The sequence below is a fragment of the Dolichospermum sp. FACHB-1250 genome (assembly GCF_014696335.1).
Classification (GTDB): domain Bacteria; phylum Cyanobacteriota; class Cyanobacteriia; order Cyanobacteriales; family Nostocaceae; genus Dolichospermum; species Dolichospermum planctonicum.
Map to the genome: position 1 here is coordinate 48,309 of NZ_JACJPZ010000013.1, position 17,417 is coordinate 65,725.

At 38.6% G+C, this 17,417-nt stretch carries 17 protein-coding genes; 6 read left to right on the forward strand and 11 right to left on the reverse strand.

Features of this window, described 5'->3' with window-relative positions:
• Positions 1-204: 204 nt before the first annotated feature.
• The 3 genes from H6F39_RS06590 to H6F39_RS06600 form a co-directional block, all read right to left on the reverse strand.
• Complete coding sequence (locus H6F39_RS06590; RefSeq protein ID WP_190396419.1) at positions 205-975, reverse strand: Uma2 family endonuclease; 771 nt, start codon at positions 973-975, stop codon at positions 205-207.
• A gap of 84 nt (positions 976-1,059) precedes the next feature.
• Positions 1,060-1,866: an ABC transporter permease gene (locus H6F39_RS06595; protein WP_137909162.1), complete on the reverse strand. Its 807-nt coding sequence runs from the start codon at positions 1,864-1,866 to the stop codon at positions 1,060-1,062.
• A gap of 293 nt (positions 1,867-2,159) precedes the next feature.
• Positions 2,160-3,014, reverse strand: a complete 855-nt coding sequence (locus H6F39_RS06600; protein WP_190371249.1) for a Uma2 family endonuclease — start codon at positions 3,012-3,014, stop codon at positions 2,160-2,162.
• Positions 3,015-3,122: 108 nt separating this feature from the next.
• Between H6F39_RS06600 and H6F39_RS06605 the strand changes: the two genes are divergently transcribed.
• The 4 genes from H6F39_RS06605 to H6F39_RS06620 all read left to right on the forward strand — a co-directional run bounded on the left by H6F39_RS06605 (position 3,123) and on the right by H6F39_RS06620 (position 5,978).
• On the forward strand, positions 3,123-3,314 hold the full coding sequence (locus tag H6F39_RS06605; RefSeq protein ID WP_028084001.1) for a DUF2862 domain-containing protein: 192 nt from the start codon (positions 3,123-3,125) through the stop codon (positions 3,312-3,314).
• Between the two features lie 84 nt (positions 3,315-3,398).
• The gene (locus tag H6F39_RS06610) at positions 3,399-4,499 is read left to right on the forward strand and encodes an ArsA family ATPase (protein ID WP_137909164.1); all 1,101 of its coding nucleotides are present in this window, start codon (positions 3,399-3,401) and stop codon (positions 4,497-4,499) included.
• 89 nt (positions 4,500-4,588) lie between these two features.
• Positions 4,589-5,626: a chlorophyll synthase ChlG gene (gene chlG / locus H6F39_RS06615; protein WP_190371248.1), complete on the forward strand. Its 1,038-nt coding sequence runs from the start codon at positions 4,589-4,591 to the stop codon at positions 5,624-5,626.
• A 79-nt stretch (positions 5,627-5,705) separates the two neighbouring features.
• Positions 5,706-5,978 carry a hypothetical protein gene (locus H6F39_RS06620; protein WP_137909166.1) on the forward strand — a complete coding sequence of 91 codons (273 nt, stop codon included), beginning with the start codon at positions 5,706-5,708 and terminating at the stop codon, positions 5,976-5,978.
• A gap of 696 nt (positions 5,979-6,674) precedes the next feature.
• Here H6F39_RS06620 and H6F39_RS06625 read toward each other — a convergent pair.
• From H6F39_RS06625 to H6F39_RS06635, 3 genes are all read right to left on the reverse strand, one after another.
• On the reverse strand, positions 6,675-7,628 hold the full coding sequence (locus H6F39_RS06625) for an alcohol dehydrogenase catalytic domain-containing protein (RefSeq protein WP_137907142.1): 954 nt from the start codon (positions 7,626-7,628) through the stop codon (positions 6,675-6,677).
• A gap of 171 nt (positions 7,629-7,799) precedes the next feature.
• Entirely contained in the window at positions 7,800-8,624 is an 825-nt protein-coding gene (locus tag H6F39_RS06630; protein ID WP_137907143.1) for an inositol monophosphatase family protein, read from the reverse strand.
• 80 nt (positions 8,625-8,704) lie between these two features.
• A complete protein-coding gene (locus H6F39_RS06635; protein ID WP_190396420.1) occupies positions 8,705-10,135 on the reverse strand; it encodes a BCD family MFS transporter in 1,431 nt (476 codons plus the stop codon).
• A 175-nt stretch (positions 10,136-10,310) separates the two neighbouring features.
• Here H6F39_RS06635 and H6F39_RS06640 point away from each other — a divergent pair, with 175 nt between their 5' ends.
• Positions 10,311-11,255 (forward strand): aldo/keto reductase, encoded by a 945-nt coding sequence (locus tag H6F39_RS06640; protein WP_190371246.1) that lies wholly within the window; start codon positions 10,311-10,313, stop codon positions 11,253-11,255.
• Here H6F39_RS06640 and H6F39_RS06645 read toward each other — a convergent pair.
• From H6F39_RS06645 to H6F39_RS06665, 5 genes are all read right to left on the reverse strand, one after another.
• Positions 11,252-11,695 carry an SRPBCC family protein gene (locus H6F39_RS06645; protein ID WP_168359529.1) on the reverse strand — a complete coding sequence of 148 codons (444 nt, stop codon included), beginning with the start codon at positions 11,693-11,695 and terminating at the stop codon, positions 11,252-11,254. The two genes, H6F39_RS06640 and H6F39_RS06645, sit on opposite strands and share 4 nt — an antisense overlap.
• Before the next feature lie 64 nt (positions 11,696-11,759).
• Positions 11,760-13,205 (reverse strand): 9,9'-di-cis-zeta-carotene desaturase, encoded by a 1,446-nt coding sequence (gene zds, locus H6F39_RS06650; RefSeq protein ID WP_137907147.1) that lies wholly within the window; start codon positions 13,203-13,205, stop codon positions 11,760-11,762.
• An 82-nt stretch (positions 13,206-13,287) separates the two neighbouring features.
• On the reverse strand, positions 13,288-13,458 hold the full coding sequence (locus H6F39_RS06655) for a CopG family transcriptional regulator (protein WP_137907148.1): 171 nt from the start codon (positions 13,456-13,458) through the stop codon (positions 13,288-13,290).
• Positions 13,459-13,776: 318 nt separating this feature from the next.
• Positions 13,777-15,384 carry a hypothetical protein gene (locus tag H6F39_RS06660; RefSeq protein WP_137907149.1) on the reverse strand — a complete coding sequence of 536 codons (1,608 nt, stop codon included), beginning with the start codon at positions 15,382-15,384 and terminating at the stop codon, positions 13,777-13,779.
• A gap of 97 nt (positions 15,385-15,481) precedes the next feature.
• Positions 15,482-16,648, reverse strand: a complete 1,167-nt coding sequence (locus tag H6F39_RS06665; protein ID WP_190396421.1) for an RNA-guided endonuclease TnpB family protein — start codon at positions 16,646-16,648, stop codon at positions 15,482-15,484.
• A gap of 336 nt (positions 16,649-16,984) precedes the next feature.
• Between H6F39_RS06665 and H6F39_RS06670 the strand changes: the two genes are divergently transcribed.
• A complete protein-coding gene (locus H6F39_RS06670; protein ID WP_028083016.1) occupies positions 16,985-17,341 on the forward strand; it encodes an iron-sulfur cluster assembly accessory protein in 357 nt (118 codons plus the stop codon).
• The last annotated feature ends 76 nt before the right edge of the window (positions 17,342-17,417 follow it).

Here is a 17,417-nt window from a genome sequence, read left to right on the forward strand (position 1 = left end):
TGGTTTTTGTCTGTATAGCCAGGAATTATCGTCCCTAAGACAAGTATTAAATTAGACTTTTCAAACAACCTCCTGTAGACAATCAAATTCCTCCGTTAATCCTGATTATCCTACTAAATCAATCGCTAAATCATACATTGTCGTCATGGTTTATTTTGACAATGCTGAATAATTTTAATACATATTATTGATTTTTGCTTAAGTTTAATTTATACTATCAGGATCTACACCGAGCGATCGCAAATATTCTGCTAATTTATTTGCCCTTTCCCGTTCAGTTTCAGCCCTTTGTCGTTCAGTCTCAGCCCTTTGTCGTTCAGTTTCAGCCCTTTCCCGTTCAGTTTCAGCCCTTTCCCGTTCAGTTTCAGCTTTTCTCATTTCCTCTAAATTTGCTTCTTCCGGTGTGAGTACCAATCTTCCCGCAACGGTAAAATACCTCAATCTATTTTCCCAAACTCCTAAGTATAATCCCAGTTCTTGACTCCAATACCAGCCATTTTCCGATACGGGAATAATTTTATATTCACTGTCTGTTAATCTCCACCCTACCAATTCTAAGGTATTTGGTGAAAACCAAAAATACTCAGGAGTGCGGAATTGATTTTGATATAACTGTTTTTTCAATCCCTTATCTACTTTCGCAGTAGAATCAGAAAGTAGTTCAATGATCACATTAGGATATTTACCGTCTTCTTCCCAAATTACCCAAGACAGACGGGGACGTTTTTCTGTGTCTTTGACTAGAAAAAAATCAGGTCCTCTAAAGTCTCGATTTTTTAACTGTTGTCGGCTATAATAGATGCTGAGATTTGCGCCAATGAAAAAATCCTCTCTATCACGCCATAACCATTCTAAGCAAGTTACTAAGATTAATAGTTGTGTATAATGCAAAGAGCTTTCCATCTCTGGTTCGTCGCTGAGTAGTTCCGTACAATCTGGCATTAATGCTTCTATTTCTTGTGCGGTTAAAGCCATAAATTTTATGGGGATAATTTACTATCTTTTGTTAATGATAAAATATCAGGACCTACCCAGTCTAATTATCAACTCTTCACCATGTTACAGTAAATCCATAAACTGATGTCGCCACAGATGAAAACAAGTCCATCCCAAAGCTAAAATAATTATACCACTCAGCAAAGCCCCCCAAATCAAACCTAAATCTGGTGATGCACCTGATAATGTAATCTGACGTAGACTTTCAATAATTGGGGATAAGGGATTTAAACCTAAAAATGGCTTAACCTGCTTTGGTACAATAGCTGCTGGATAAAATATAGGACTACTAATCCAAATTACAAATACCACTAATTCATAAAAATAAGGTAAATCTCTAAAAAATACATACAAAGCACTAACTAAAAACCCCACCCCTGTAGAAACTAAAATCAGTGCGATAAATGGAAATATCAACGCTAGGACATTGACTAGACTTTTGGCATTAACTAAAGTCATAATTGCCAGTAACGGAAATGCTCCCACTGAAAATTGAAAGACATTAGCTGCAATCATTGATACCGGGAAAACACTAACTGGCAACTGAATTTTATTTAATAATGCACCATTACCGACTACACTACTTAAAGCCTGGGACGTGCAAGCGGAGAAAAAATTAATGACTAACAGCCCTGTCAGCGCCGCCAGCATATAGTTAAGAATAGAGTTACCATAATAAGATGCAAAGGTAGCACCAAAAATAGCAGTATATAACCCCGTCATAATCAATGGGTTCAATAGCGACCAATAAACCCCTAGAAAAGAACCCCGGTAGCGTACTTTCAGAGTTCGCACTACTAAAACATACAGCAGTTCCCAATAACGCTGTACTTGTGACCAATGTAAATTATTTTTCAGGGAAAGTGTCATTTTTCAAGCACCGTCGTTACACACAGGAAAAAACTCATTTGGCTATTTTACACCATTAATTACGATTAATTTCGAGATACAGCAGTTTCCGATATTATCAGGTATAGATATTAACGATAAAAATCTTGTGGTGCGGGCATCTTGCCCGCTACAATTGTACCTCATGAGGCACTGACCCTACATTTTTCGCGCCTCTTACCTTCAAAAACCTGGCACCTATTTTCTTTCTTATCAACCCCAACCCTTTGATTTATATAGGTTTAGAGTTTATTTAGTATCCCCTCCATATTTAGTTACTTCAAACTATCAGCGTCTATTCCCAGAGACAATAAATGCGCTGCTAAAAGTTGTACTTTGTCTTTTTCATGCGCTAATTGTTGTTCAGCTTGCAAAGCTTTTTGCTGGGATGCTTGAGCTTCTTGTTCAGCTTGCAAAGCTTTTTGCTGGGATGCTTGAGCTTCCTGTTCAGCTTGCAAAGCTTTTTGCTGGGATGCTTGAGCTTCCTGTTCAGCTTGCAGAGCTTGGTTTTTAAGTTGCAGAGCTTCTTTTTGGATTTTTGTAGCTGTTTCTTCCGGTGTTGGTACTAATTCGCCTGTAGCTGTAAAATAGCGAAGTTGACCATTTGCCACACCTAAATATAAATCTAGGACTTCACTCCAAAGTAATCCTTGTTCATTGGGAACAATTTCTTCATATTGATTGCCTACGAGCCTTAAACCTGTAAATTCTAAAGTTTCGGGACTAAACCAGAAATATTCTGGAGTACGAAAGCGGGTTTCATAGAGAGCTTTTTTTAAATTGCGGTCAATTTTGGCTGTACTATTTGACAGTAATTCAATAATCAAATCTGGATAACGGCCATCTTCTTCCCATACAACCCAAGAAGTGCGAGGAACTTTTTCCGTATTTTTCACTAAAAAGAAATCAGGTCCGCGAAATTCTCGATTTTTTAACTGTTGACGACTAAAGTAAATAGTGAGATTTGCACCAATAAAAAAATCATTTTGATCGCGCCACAACCATTCTAAACTAGTTACTAGTATTAGTAACTGCATATAATGTAAAGAACTTTCCATTTCCGGTTCATCACTTAACAAACGAGTGGCATCCGGCATTTGTTGTTCTAGCTGCTGGGCTGTAACAAACATAAGAGTATACCTACTTGCTTACTGATTTAATTTTAAACTATAGAGGGTGAAAATAGAGTGCCAGATTCCGCTACACTGAGATTGAGATTATTGGATGTTAACTAGATCATGGAAATTGGACAAAAAGTTAAAGTGATTCGTTTGCGCGACCGGGTATCCTCTACTATCGCTCAAAAACTGGGAAAAATCGGCATTATCGAAGGCTACAAAGTCACTGACGGGGCAGGAATTGGCGTGGTGGTGAAGTTTGACGATAACTTCTCTACCTGGTTTTTTGCCGATGAAATCAAACCAGCTTAATCAAAATAACTCACAGCAGAAGCTAAAAAGATTGGTTGAGTGCTAAGTTGTAATTGACAAGATAGGCGATTTGGAAATTGAGTAATGGCCTTGATACTGACATTTTTGGGCAAAAACGGCATCTATCGCAGTAAGATAGCGATCGCCGCAGCCATTAGTTTGGCAACACAAGGTAAAAGGGTACTCTTAGCAGGACTAGCAGATCCAACATTGCCAATTCTACTCAATACGGCTCTGACTCCTGACCCCCAGGAAATCTCTCCCAATCTCCAAGCAGTACAGTTTACAGCATCTGTACTGCTAGAACGCAATTGGGACGAGATGAAAAAACTAGAGGCTCAATACCTGCGTACACCGATTTTTAAAGAAGTTTACGGGCAAGAATTAGTAGCATTACCAGGTATGGATCACGCTCTCGCGCTCAATGCCCTGCGTGAATATGATGCCAGTGGCAAATATGACGCGATTATCTATGATGGCACCGGAGATGATTCCACCTTGCGAATGTTAGGAATGCCAGAATCTTTGAGTTGGTACGTGAGACGATTTCGGCAATTGTTTATTAACTCTGATTTGGGGAAAACAATTACAGAATCTCCCTTTCTTCAACCTTTAATTAGTAGTCTTTTTAATGTTAATTGGACTGCTGATAATTTCGCTCAACCTACTAACCAAGTTAATGGTTTTCTCGAACAAGGTAAAGCCGCTGTGGCTAATCCCCAGCGTGTCGCTGCTTTTCTGGTGACAACATCAGACTCAATTGATGTGGCAAATTCGCGCTATCTTTGGGGAAGCGCTCAACAAGTTGGTCTAACTATTGGTGGGTTAATTTTAGTAGCTGGAGGGGAAAATACTCATCTAACCTCGGAATTTGCACCTCTACCTGTGAGTATAGTTCCTGATGTATCTAATGGTGAATGGCAACCTCTAATTAATGCTTTACCCAATTTTGTTGAGCAAGCATTACAAGCTAATCAACCAATAGAAATTGATGTACATAATCGCCAAGTACGCCTCTTTTTACCTGGTTTTGACAAAAAACAAGTTAAACTTACTCAGTACGGTCCAGAAGTCACGGTAGAAGCCGGAGATCAAAGACGCAATATCTTCCTCCCTCCTGCTTTAAGTGGTAAACCTGTGACTGGGGCAAAGTTTCAAAACAGTTATTTGATAATTTCTTTTTAGGTTATGGGTAATAGGTAAAAGAAATTGATACAACCAATTTTGCCTATTACCAATTACCAATTACCAATTACCAATTACCATTACACCTTATGTCCGAATCAAATTCTATTAATCCAAATCCTCAAGCAAATGGGGTAGTTGGAGAATCTACAAATCAAGAAGTAACAACAACGGAAGACCGTAATGCCAAAACTCGGCAATTACTAGGAATGAAAGGTGCAAGTCCAGGGGAAACTTCTATTTGGAAAATTCGCTTACAATTGATGAAACCGATTACTTGGATTCCCCTAATTTGGGGTGTGGTCTGTGGTGCGGCTTCTGCTGGTAATTACACTTGGACTCTAGAAAATGTTCTCAAATCAGCCCTTTGTATGCTGCTTTCTGGTCCTTTATTAACCGGTTATACTCAAACTATCAATGATTATTATGACCGGGACATTGACGCTATTAATGAACCTTACAGACCTATTCCTTCCGGGGCAATTTCCGAAAAGCAAGTAATTAGCCAAATCATTGTTTTACTATTATTAGGATATGGGGTAGCTTATACTTTGGATTTATGGGCAAATCATCCATTTCCTACTGTTTTAATGTTGTCTGTTTTTGGTACTTTCATTGCTTATATCTATTCTGCACCTCCATTAAAGTTAAAACAAAATGGTTGGTTAGGAAATTATGCTTTAGGCGCTAGTTATATCGCTTTACCTTGGTGGGCCGGTCATGCTTTATTTGGTGAATTGAATTGGAAAATTGTCGTTCTGACTCTGTTCTATAGTTTGGCAGGTTTGGGTATTGCCATTGTTAATGATTTTAAAAGTGTGGAAGGCGATCGCCAATTAGGTTTACAATCATTACCAGTTATGTTTGGGGTACAAACTGCGGCCTTAATTTGTGTGGTCATGATTGATTTATTTCAAGGTTTGGTTGCTGGTTATTTGGTCAGTATTCACGAGAATTTATATGCAGCTATTCTCGTATTATTAATTATCCCCCAAATCACTTTCCAAGATATGTATTTCCTCCGTGACCCCATAGCTAATGATGTCAAATATCAAGCCAGCGCCCAACCTTTCTTGGTTTTGGGAATGTTGGTAACGGGTATTGCATTAGGTCATGCTGGAGTTTAACATTTATTAATTCCAAATCCCCCGATTTTTTCAGAAGTCGGGGATTTAACTCCTCAGTTTACCAAGTTTAGCAATTGTCATGTTAAATTTTATCTCTTTCCTCACTCACGGGATACAACCTTTCTTAGTTCCGATTTGCTTTTTCATAGCTTGGACCATGATTATTATGGTGTTTTTGAATTTATGGACAGCTACAAAGGAAACTGTTAAAATTGCCCAAGAAATGCACAAAATCCCCTGTCATAATTGCCAATTTTTCACCAATAATTACCGTCTTAAATGTACAGTAAATCCATATATTGCTAGTACAGAAGCAGCAATTGGTTGTAAAGATTATCAATCACATTCATGATTTTTTCTCCTTCTAAATCCTTATTTAATATGTAGGTTGGGTTGACATAATGTTACCCAACATTATCAAATACAGCACTTACAGCAATTCCCGATATTATCAAGTACAGATATTAATTATTAATGATAAAACTCTTGTGGTGCGGGCATCTTGCCCGCATAAAGTATACCTTACTCAAGCTGAACCTACTGGATCATAGAAATAATGAACATTATCAAATACAGCACTTACAGCAATTCCCGATATTATCAAGTACAGATATTAATTATTAATGATAAAACTCTTGTGGTGCGGGCATCTTGCCCGCATAAAGTATACCTTACTCAAGCTGAACCTACTGGATCATAGAAATAATGAACATTATCAAATACAGCACTTACAGCAATTCCCGATATTATCAAGTACAGATATTAATTATTAATGATAAAACTCTTGTGGTGCGGGCATCTTGCCCGCATAAAGTATACCTTACTCAAGCTGAACCTACTGGATCATAGAAATAATGAACATTATCAAATACAGCACTTACAGCAATTCCCGATATTATCAAGTACAGATATTAATTATTAATGATAAAACTCTTGTGGTGCGGGCATCTTGCCCGCATAAAGTATACCTTACTCAAGCTAAACTTACTGGATCATAGAAATAATGAACATTATCAAATACAGCTACAAAATAACTGACAATTATCTATCAAATCATCTCTAACAACACTTTTAAAACCCCTTTAGTTTTAGCTTTTTCAACAGCTTCTAAACCAAGAGATAGGGGATAAATACCCTGAATTAAAGATTGTACATTTACCTTTTTGGTCCCTAATAATTCTAACGCTGGCACAAAAGGACCGCAACGAGAACCAATGAGAGTAATTTCATCTACCACCAAAGCAGAAGCATCTAAACTGAGATTTCCTGCATAGGTGCTTTTTAATATCAATGTACCACGAGGACGTAAAGCCCGTCGGGCAGTATTAAAACCTTCTGGATTTCCTGTACAATCAATAGAAACATCAAAATATCTATCCTTGACACTATTAGCCAAAGCGGTTTTAATTCCTCTCGCTGCCAAATTTAGTAATTTATCTTCATGTCTTCCCACTACTAATAAATCACAACCAGTTAAAGCTAAAGTTTGGGCTATTAATTGACCCAGTTTACCATCTCCAACTACTAATACTCGATCATCTTCACATAATGTTATTTGTTGTTGAATTTCCAAAGCTGCGGCCAGGGGTTCTGTAAAAGTTGCAGCTGCTGTAGAGACATTTTCCGGTACAATATGCAAATTTTCAATAGGTAAAGATAGATATTCTGCAAAAGCACCATTACGGTTCACAATACCTAAAACCGTCCGATTTTCGCAATGGGTAGGTTGTCCACTGCGACAAAAGCGACAATAACCACAAGCAGCATTAATTTCCCCCACTACTCTTTGATTAATTAAATGTTCTGGACCTTGTTCTACAACACCAACAAATTCATGGCCAATAATGCCAGTATAGGGATAATAACCTTTAATTAATTCCAAATCAGTATTACAAATTCCCGCACACAAAACCCGCACTAAAGCCTCCCCCGCTGGTGGTTCAGGAATAGGAATATCAGTACGTAATTGTAATTGATTACTTTCTAGCCAAAGTCCTTTCATAATTTTGTTAGTTGTTATTTGTTATTTGTTATTTCTATACTTCTACTCCTTCTAAAATTCCCATAATAACAAGCTATAATATCTATTGTCCTGTAAAATTTTGATTTTAGCCATAGTAGCTACCATGATTGTACTAAATTCCAGAAATCTCCAAAAATCAAACTAGACATTTTAGAGTTTGAGATGAGAGAGAAATGGTGTAAAAATGGGGACTAAACCTAAATTACTCACAACCATGGTCGGAAAAGAGCGATCGCTATAATCCATTCCCGGCGATAATGGAAAAGACACAGAATTGAGAGATAACCATGTACCACCAGCAGCTTGAACAATTACCCAAGCAGCTGCAATATCCCATACCTTTGGTGTGGCTTCAATTCCCCCCAAAACCGCACCGGTTGCGACTGTCAGAAAGTTATAACTAGCAACCCCTAACATCCGAATTTTACAGGGAAAATCCGGTTTAATAATGCCGGTACTGCGAGAACAAAGATTAAAAAAGTGGTTTTTGCTAGGAATATCTTTACTTGTATGGATAGGATGATGATTTAAAAATGCTCCCGTTGGCGTTGTTAAGCCCGATGAACCCGCCCAAAACCCGTAAAAGGCTTGATTTAATGGTGGCACATAAACATAGCCAAAAATCGGCGTTCCTCGATAAAGTAAACCCAGAGAAATTGACCAAATAGGAAGTCCTCTGGTGAAATTAGTTGTACCATCTAAAGGATCAATTACCCAACACCATTCTTTATCAGGAAAACTTTGACCTGCTTGCAGCACGTTATCACTTTCTTCGCTCAAAATGCCGTAACCTGAGAAAGTAGAAACAATAGCATCTCTAATTTCTTGATCTGCCCATTTATCGGATTTTGTCACTAAACTACCATCAGGTTTTTGTGTAGCTTGAACTTTGCCAAAATCCTGCATTAACTGTTTTCCTACTCTGATAGTAGTGGTTTCAGCAAATTCTAAAATCGTATTCCAAAAGTCGTTCATTTGTTATTAGTCAGTTGTCCGTTGTCCGTTGTCAGTTGGTTTTCAATTACCAATTACCAATTACCAATTACCCATTACCATTAATCTAAATCACTTTCGAGAACAGAAGCTAAAGCCTTTTTGGTATTAGTTTGAAATTCTGCCACATTGACACGATTCAAAAAAGCAATTGATACCAACATTCCCAAAGCTTCTAAAGCAAATACCAAACCATAAGCTAATACTAAGTTATCTGGTAACAACTTGCGCCCCACATCTAAAATAGTACCACCAATGACAATGGCAATTCCTCTAGATATAGACTGAGCAAGTCCCCAAGCACCTATAAATGTACCGGCAGCTTCAGCAATTGTCAAATCTAACATCAGACTAACTGCCGCAGTGGTGACAACACCAGTCGCTAAACCAAATAAAACTAAAGTTGATTTCAGTTCCAAGGGATTGGCAGATAATCCCGAAAAACCCAGTAATAAAGCCGCAAATGCGACTAAAACACAGCCTAATTTTATAGTTTTGCGTTTACCCAACCGAGGCACAATCAAAAAACCTGTGATACCATAGGAGATTAATATGCCCGTTCCATAAAAAACGTTGAGTTTGGTACTTTCCGCTAAAGGCATTTTAAACACTTCCCCTGCGTAAGGTTCTAGAATAGGATCTTGCATAAACAAGCTAATAGTCATCACTAATAAAAAAGTGAAAAACAAACCTGTTTGGGGACTAGCTGTTAAAATTTTCCAAGCACCACCTAAGGTAATACTATCTTCCCGGTTTTCTGGAGTAGAACGATGGAAAAAACGAGAATATTTTTTTTCTACCCCCAAAGTAGCGACAATTGCTAAACAAAAAACCATACCGGGAATAATCTGGAATAAGCGATTTATTGCAGCTTGTAAAGTTTCTATGGGTGCATTAGCGTTTAATTGGTTTAATAAGCTAGAACTGATAATAGCTCCAACTATAATCCCTACCATCAACATTGACCAAACAATACCGACAACTTGAGAACGGTTGTCGGCTTCGGAAATATCAACTAATAAAGCCGCAAAAGCCGTACCACTAGCACAAATGGCCAGTCCGTAGACTAGGAAAACTAAACCTAAAACCGCTGTCCAAGCCATTGTTTGGCTAGTCCATACCCAACTTTCGCCCATATTAGCAGAATTTAACCGCCATATTACTTGTACCGCACAAAAGGCAGCGATCGCAAATATTCCTGCTCCCAACCATACATAACTTGTGCGATGATATCCCCATAATGGTCTAGCATCGGACATTTGCCCAAATAAAATTCGGGTTGGGGCCACAAACAAAGGCAATGCTAACACAAAAGCCACCAATGTAGCCGGAATGGCAATTTCCTGAATCATGACTCGGTTGAGTACCCCCAAAGTCAAAATAGACATCATACTCAACCCCATTTGAAACAATCCTAGCCGGAACATGGTGAAAATATTCACCCGGGGTAAAACCAGAGATTGGTTTTGGTTATGATATGTATTATCGTCCATAGGTAATTTTTTCTATTCCTGACAAAATATAGCATTTTCCCAATCAAAATCTTCAACTTCGCGCCTTTGCGTCTTAGCGCGAAACATAATTCATACTGCCATTATCCAACGACTTAACTTTGATCACGGTAAACTAAAAAAGTAAAGAAATATAAATAAATTCAATTTTACCCAAATGCAAACTATCACCTTAGGAAAAAATGGTTTAGCTGTTCCCCCTCTTTGTATCGGTACTTGGGCTTGGGGTGACAAACTCTTTTGGAATTATGGTCATGAATACGGTGAAGAAGAGTTACAAGCTGCTTTTAACACCGCCTTAGATACTGGTGTCACTTTCTTTGATACTGCGGAAGTTTACGGTTTAGGACTTTCGGAAGAATTTTTAGGCAGGTTCATGAAACAAACCAACCAAAAAGTACAAATTGCTACCAAGTTTGGACCTTTACCTTGGCGTTGGCAGGGTAAATCTGTATCTGAAGCTTTAACAGCCAGTCTCCAACGTCTCCAAGTTGAGAGAATTGAATTATACCAAGTTCATTGGCCTTTTGCGTTCTTTTTGAGTCAAGAAACTCTCATGAATACCCTGGCAGATGAAGTCAAACGAGGTAGAATAGGGGCAGTTGGTGTCAGTAATTATTCAGCCGCTCAAATGCGAGAAGCACACCAGATATTAGCCGCTAAGGGTGTACCTTTGGCTGTAAATCAGGTGCGTTATTCACTAATAACGCGCCAAATAGAAGGTAACGGTATTTACCAAACAGCCCGTGAGTTAGGTGTAACTATTTTAGCTTATAGTCCCCTAGCTCAAGGATTACTCACAGGTAAGTATATATCCTCTCAAAAACCTCAAGGTGCAAGAAGCATAGATCCGCGATTTAGTCAAGATGGTTTAAATAAGATCGCTCCATTGTTATCTTTGTTACGAGAGATTGGTGAAAAGTACCATCGCACCCCTGCCCAAGTATCCTTAAACTGGTTAATAGCTCAAGGTAATGTGATTCCCATTGTTGGAGTCAAAACCGCAGCACAAGTTAAACAAAATGTTGGTGCTTTAGGTTGGCAAATGACCGCAGACGAAATTTCCGCATTAGAGAAAATTACTCGTCTTTGGTTACATTAATTGTCCTTCACATTCAAAGCGTATTGTTTAAACCTTTCTAAATCCGCTTGAATTGTGGACTCTACCACCTTTCCTAAAAACAAATTATCCATGAGTTTACCAATTAAGCCAGGAATTGCATAGGAAACCGTCATTTTCACGATGCTATTATCATAGCGATCATAAAAGCGAATTGCTCCTTGATTTGGTAAACCATCCACAGACTCCCATTGAATAATTTGATGAGGAATTATTTTAGTAATTCGGGATTTCCATGTAAATTCTAACCCCCCTGTTTTCAGTTTCCATAGAGAAATTTCCGGTTTATCTGGGAGAATTTGCACAGAATCAATCCATTTCATCCATTTAGGCATTTGTTCTAAATCAGACCAAAGCCCCCATGCTAATTCTATGGGAACTTCTACCTCTACCTGTACACTATGTTCTAGCCATTCACTCATAGGATTTTAGATTGGTCTGCGGTTAGTTGTTATTACCCATTACCCATTACCCATTACCCATTACCTACTTCTTCAAACTTTCCAGAATTGCTTTGGCCGCACGTTGTCCAGAAATTGTTGCTCCTTCCATGCTATCAATATAATCCTGTTGGGTGTAACTTCCAGCTAAGAAAAAGTTAGGTATGGGTGTTTTTTGATCTGGACGGTATTCATCCATGCCCGGTGCTTCTCTATACAAAGACTGAGCTAATTTAACCACACTGTACCAAGTCATGTTTAAATCCCTTGCGGAAGGAAATAGTTCATGGACTTGTTTAAGCACGTGGTGAGCGATCGCTTCATTGCTTTGTTTAATAAAAGGATCTCCCGGTGTTAACACCAATTGTAATAATGAACCTTCCCCAGGACGATAATAATCTGCGGGGCTAGTCAAAGCCAAATCAGCAAAACAGGAAAAATCTGCATCACCAGTGTACAATAGATTGTCTATTCCCACGGCTGCGGAAAGCTGTTTACGTTTTTCCTCATCTTCTAGTTCTGTCACCCAACCATCAAAACGTAGCTGCACTGTAGCGACGGGGACAGCATCTAACTTATAAATGTTATCAAATTCTGGCCATTTCCGCCAGGCTTGGGGTAAAACTCGTTGAATTCCGGGAACATCACAAGCGCAAAGATAAGCATCAGCGGTAATCAGTTCCTCTGTATCACCTTGAGCAACTAATATACCAGTTACGCGGGTTTCTGCTTCCCCAACCACATCAGTAAACCGAATTTCTCGCACTTGACGACGAGTGTATATTTTTGTGCCTCTTTCTTCTAAATATTTAACAATAGGTTTATGTAAATATTCGGAAGGTGAACCCGCCAACATTCGCAAAATTGAAGCTTCGGTTCTGACAGCAAAAAACTGGAAAATTGTCAACATACACCGGGCAGAAATATTGTCACAATCTATAAATCCCAGTGCATAAGCAATAGGATTCCATAGGCGTTTAATACTACCTTTACTGCCTCCGTGACTATAAAACCAATCAGAAAAGCTGATTTTATCTAATTTGCGGATAGTTTTCATTGCTCCGTCAAAGTCTACTAAACCCTGTACTATTGGGCTAGTACCCAAAGCGATCGCATTTTGTAGTTTATCCTGTAAAGACAGTTGAGAAGTTGTGAAAAACGCCTTTAATCCATTTAAAGGCGCACCCGTGAAAAAGCGAAAATCTAAAGCTCCTGTTTTTCCGCCTTTATTAATAAAAGTATGACTATGTTCTTTGATGAGTAAGTTTTCTCCAGCACCAACCTTCTCCATTAATGCAAACAGATTGTAGTAGCAGCCGAAAAATACGTGCAGCCCCATTTCAATATGATTGCCATCATTATCTACCCAACTGCTGACTTTGCCACCCACAAAGGGACGAGACTCGAAAATTTCTACTTCACAGCCCCTATCTACTAAGTCTACCGCAGTTGATAACCCAGCAAGTCCCGCACCTACAATTGCAACGCGCATTCCCTCGTTCCTTGTTCAATCTCTTTACAAATTGTAACTGAATTAGTGTGGGAATTTGCTGGGAATTATTAATTGGCAATTATTAATTGTTTGCCACTTCTTCCCCTTGGGGTAAACTTCTAATTAGTTCCCGAATTACATCTGTTGCTGGTCTCCCTGTCTGTTGACAATATTTTTCTAGTTTCTCTGCTTCTTGTGTTGCTAGATTAACTGTTATCCGTTTAACGGCCCATTTTTTATTTGTCATTATCATGCACTTAGCTGTATGTTAACTTGATTTCAAGAGTCTGGGAACTCAAAACAGAAATGATACTATCAGAGTAAGTCTGAATTAACAAAGTAACAAAAAAATTAATTTTATTAAAGATATTCAATTGATATATTCACCGGGCAGAAGCCTCGGTGATTCTTGACACTTCGTAGAATAATATAACCGTTGATTTTGCTCTGTCTCTGTGTTAGAGTCGTGGCAATACCCAACATTTCCATCTAGGTCCTGTTCAGTTCCACAATTCAAACACTGAAGCGACCGGATTTTTATAGCTGTAGCCAAGGTAATTAGGTTTTCTATTTAGTCAACTGTCTCCAAGGTCAACTCAGCAGCGGAAAGTACATGAGCTTCCAATAGAGCCATCATATCTCCTAATTGGGGATTACCACGAGTTGAGCCAGTCAATCCCTTAGCAATAATTAAACCACAATGACCCTGAGTATTTTGACATCGCTGATGCCATTTTCTCTTAGCCTCTATATGCACTGGGTCATCATCTAAAAATTGCCCAAACAGAAATAATTCATGATTACGTGTTTGCAATAAACCCAAGTCATAGAGATTATCATCTATCGGATCAGTAACAGTATGGAAACAAATTGCGTTCAGTCCTCCAGCCTCTTGAATATTTTTAATAATCCCCTTAGCTTTAGGACGAGAGGTTTGAATCACAATCACAGGTAAACCATCCCCCACAGGCTCAAATTCACCCCCTGCTTGGTGGTTAGCACCTTGACGTAGGTGATCTAATGTTTTCCAGGATAACACACCTAGACTCATAAACGCATCTTCTGGAATCAAATCGTCTCTTAAGGCTTCAAATATAGAATCATCTTCTTCATCTTCTTCATCTTCATCCAAACCAGCCATTTCTTCTAGTTCTGCTGTCAATTCTGGCATTGTAGAAACAGCGACAGTTAAGGATTTACGATTTCCATCGGTTTCTGGTAAGGAAATTCGATAACGTTGGCCCAGAGTGAGACCATCTTCCTGAGATAATTGACGACGGTAATCACGCACAAACCGCAGTAAACTTTCTAAAGCGACAAAAGTTAGTAGCGCTTCTTCTTCATACAAAACCGAACGTAGCCCTTCTAACGGGTGAATATTACCGAAAGTAGGTTCAATTTCTGAATCAGGCATATCCGCCAAATCACCTAGATCATCATCGTCGTTATCATCTACAGAATCAAAAGTGAGAAATAAACAATCTTGTTTGAGGAAGGCTGCCTCTAAATTTCGATTTGTTTCATCATCATCAGCTATAACGGCAGCCCGAAACCGCTTCAGGGAATCCTCAGAACGATAAAACAAAATTCCATACTCAATTCCTAACATTCCCATGACAGAGGCATAGAGTTTGTCTACATCCCATTGATTAATTTCTATTGATAAAATTTGCTGTTCCTCTAAAAAGTTCCAAGGAGCAGCTTGCCAGACTTCTAAGGCTTTATCATGGAGGAGCTTGGCATATTTGGGCGGTAAATCAGGAGTTTGTCCGTCAACGATTTCCGCAAAAGAGCGAAAAAGTTCATCAATTATTGGTAATTCGGGTACATAGTCAATAGCAATACCTAAATCTTGCAACACACCCCGCAAGTAAAATTGAATTTCTCGATCCCGTACAACGATTCTTTGGGGTCTAGCGGGCTTGGCCGGACTTTGTGGATGTTCTATTGCCCGCATTAATGTCCGCACAATGGCTTCAGGTCCCAGACTGGGATCTACCATGTCCATGCCTCTAACTATACCTTCTGAGGCATCCACCCAGATAATACATTCTCCTTTGGACTCTGGGTCGGCTGGGCTGTGTGGTGATGACAATGGACGGCGATCGCCCTCCCATACAGAAGGAATCTGGGTTAATTTCTGCAACCGACGACTGGTAGAGCGATTAAAACTTGTCATAGAATAAATGAGTCAAAACAAAGCGACGAGAAGAGCGACTTTTGGGAATGGTTAATCATTAAACATACCTAATCCGATCCAAAAAAGCTAACTAGTGCTAACAAAAGTCTGCTTTTTCTTCCTGCTTCATCCTAGAAGTGTCGGCACTATCTAGTCCACAGGCTAACACGGTTAATCTAACCGCTTCTTGTTTCAAATTAATTGCAGCGTTTACATCTCTATCACACTCAAAACCGCATTTCTCACATTTAAACACTCTTTGAGATAATGACAGTGATGATTTTTTTTCTCCACAACTGGAGCAAGTTTTACTACTGGGATAAAATCTATCCACAACTACTAACTTACTGCCATATAGTTGAGTTTTGTATTCTAGCTGCCTCCTAAATTCATAAAAGCCCATATCAGCAATAGCTTTTGATAACTTACCATTTGCTAACATTCCAGACACATTCAAATCTTCTATCCCTATTACCGCGTGGTTTTTGCTGATATAAGTAGTGATTTTGTGTAATGTATCTTTTCTCATGTTAGCTATTTTTTGGTGTAGTCTTGCTATTTTGATTTGGGATTTTATATAATTATTAGAACCGACTTTTTTATGCCGATTTAAATATTGCATTCTTGCCAGTTTAGATTCATACTTTTTATAGCTTTTTAAGCCATCAAATACTTCTCCTGTTGATAACATTGCTAAATGATTTATACCTAAGTCAACTCCCACACACTCTTGTTTTTTAGGGTTTTGACTGGTTTCTACTTCTATTTTCCAAGATACAAACCACTTGTCAGCTTGTTTGCTAATTGTGACTGATTTGGGTTGATATCCAAAGGGGAGAACTTCATAAGTTTTTAGCCAACCAATGACAGGAACTTTTACTTTTTTCTGCTCAATGTGAATTGCACCATCTAAAGTAAAAGAATCATGTTTACCTTTTTTCTTGAATTTAGGAAATCCTGTGTTTTTCTTGAAAAAAGATTTAAAGGCCTCTGATAAATATCTTAATGCGTATTGAGAAGCGCATTTAGATACTTCATAATACCATTGACATTGACTTTTAACTGATGCTACTAGCCATTTATGTAAATCTATGGCTGTAGGAAATTTAATTTTATCTTCAGGATTAAGTTTGTTATGTATGATAAGCTGTTGACACAATGCTAAACCTTGATTCCAAGCGTGTCTAGCTACTCCTGCGTGCTGTGCCAGTAGTAGTTTTTGTTGCTTGTTTACCTTGAGTTCTGTCTTGAATCCTAGTAGCATAAAGATATTTTACAACAAAATTCCAATATTGTTACCATAGAGGTGTGACTTTGCATAGAAAGCATAAGTGCTTAATTGTTATTAATTGTTAGCTTTTGAGTTACTGTTAATTAGCCTTCAATTCTAGAATAAAAATTCTGGGTTGCTCAGAAACAGGCAACGGGGAAGAGGGCAAGAATAATTGATCATCTTCTACCCATGTTCTCATGTTCCCATCTTCTGATGCTGTTTTCCTATCCTCATGTCGCTAAAATGAATACAAAAACATCCATAACCCCAGAGGTACTAAAACCCCTGCTAGAGTATTGATCAAATCAGTTCAGGAGTTAATCATCCATGACACAAGCCACTCAAACTCAACAACGCTCAATTCTGTTATCTGAAACTGCATTGCGTCAAGTTAAGTCTCTTCAAGACAAACAAGGAAAAGATTTATGTCTACGGGTGGGAGTTAGACAAGGTGGTTGTTCGGGAATGTCTTATATGATGGATTTTGAGGATATCAGCAAGATTACCCCCGATGATGAGGTTTTTGATTATGATGGCTTCAAAATTATCAGCGATCGCAAAAGTTTACTTTACCTTTATGGTCTCATGCTCGATTATAGCGATGCCATGATTGGTGGTGGTTTCCAATTCACTAACCCCAACGCTGTCCAAACTTGCGGTTGCGGTAAATCTTTCGGTGTGTAATATTTAGACAGGTTTGTCAGTTATTGGTTGCTAATAACAACTGACAACTGACAACTGACAACTGACAACTGACAAC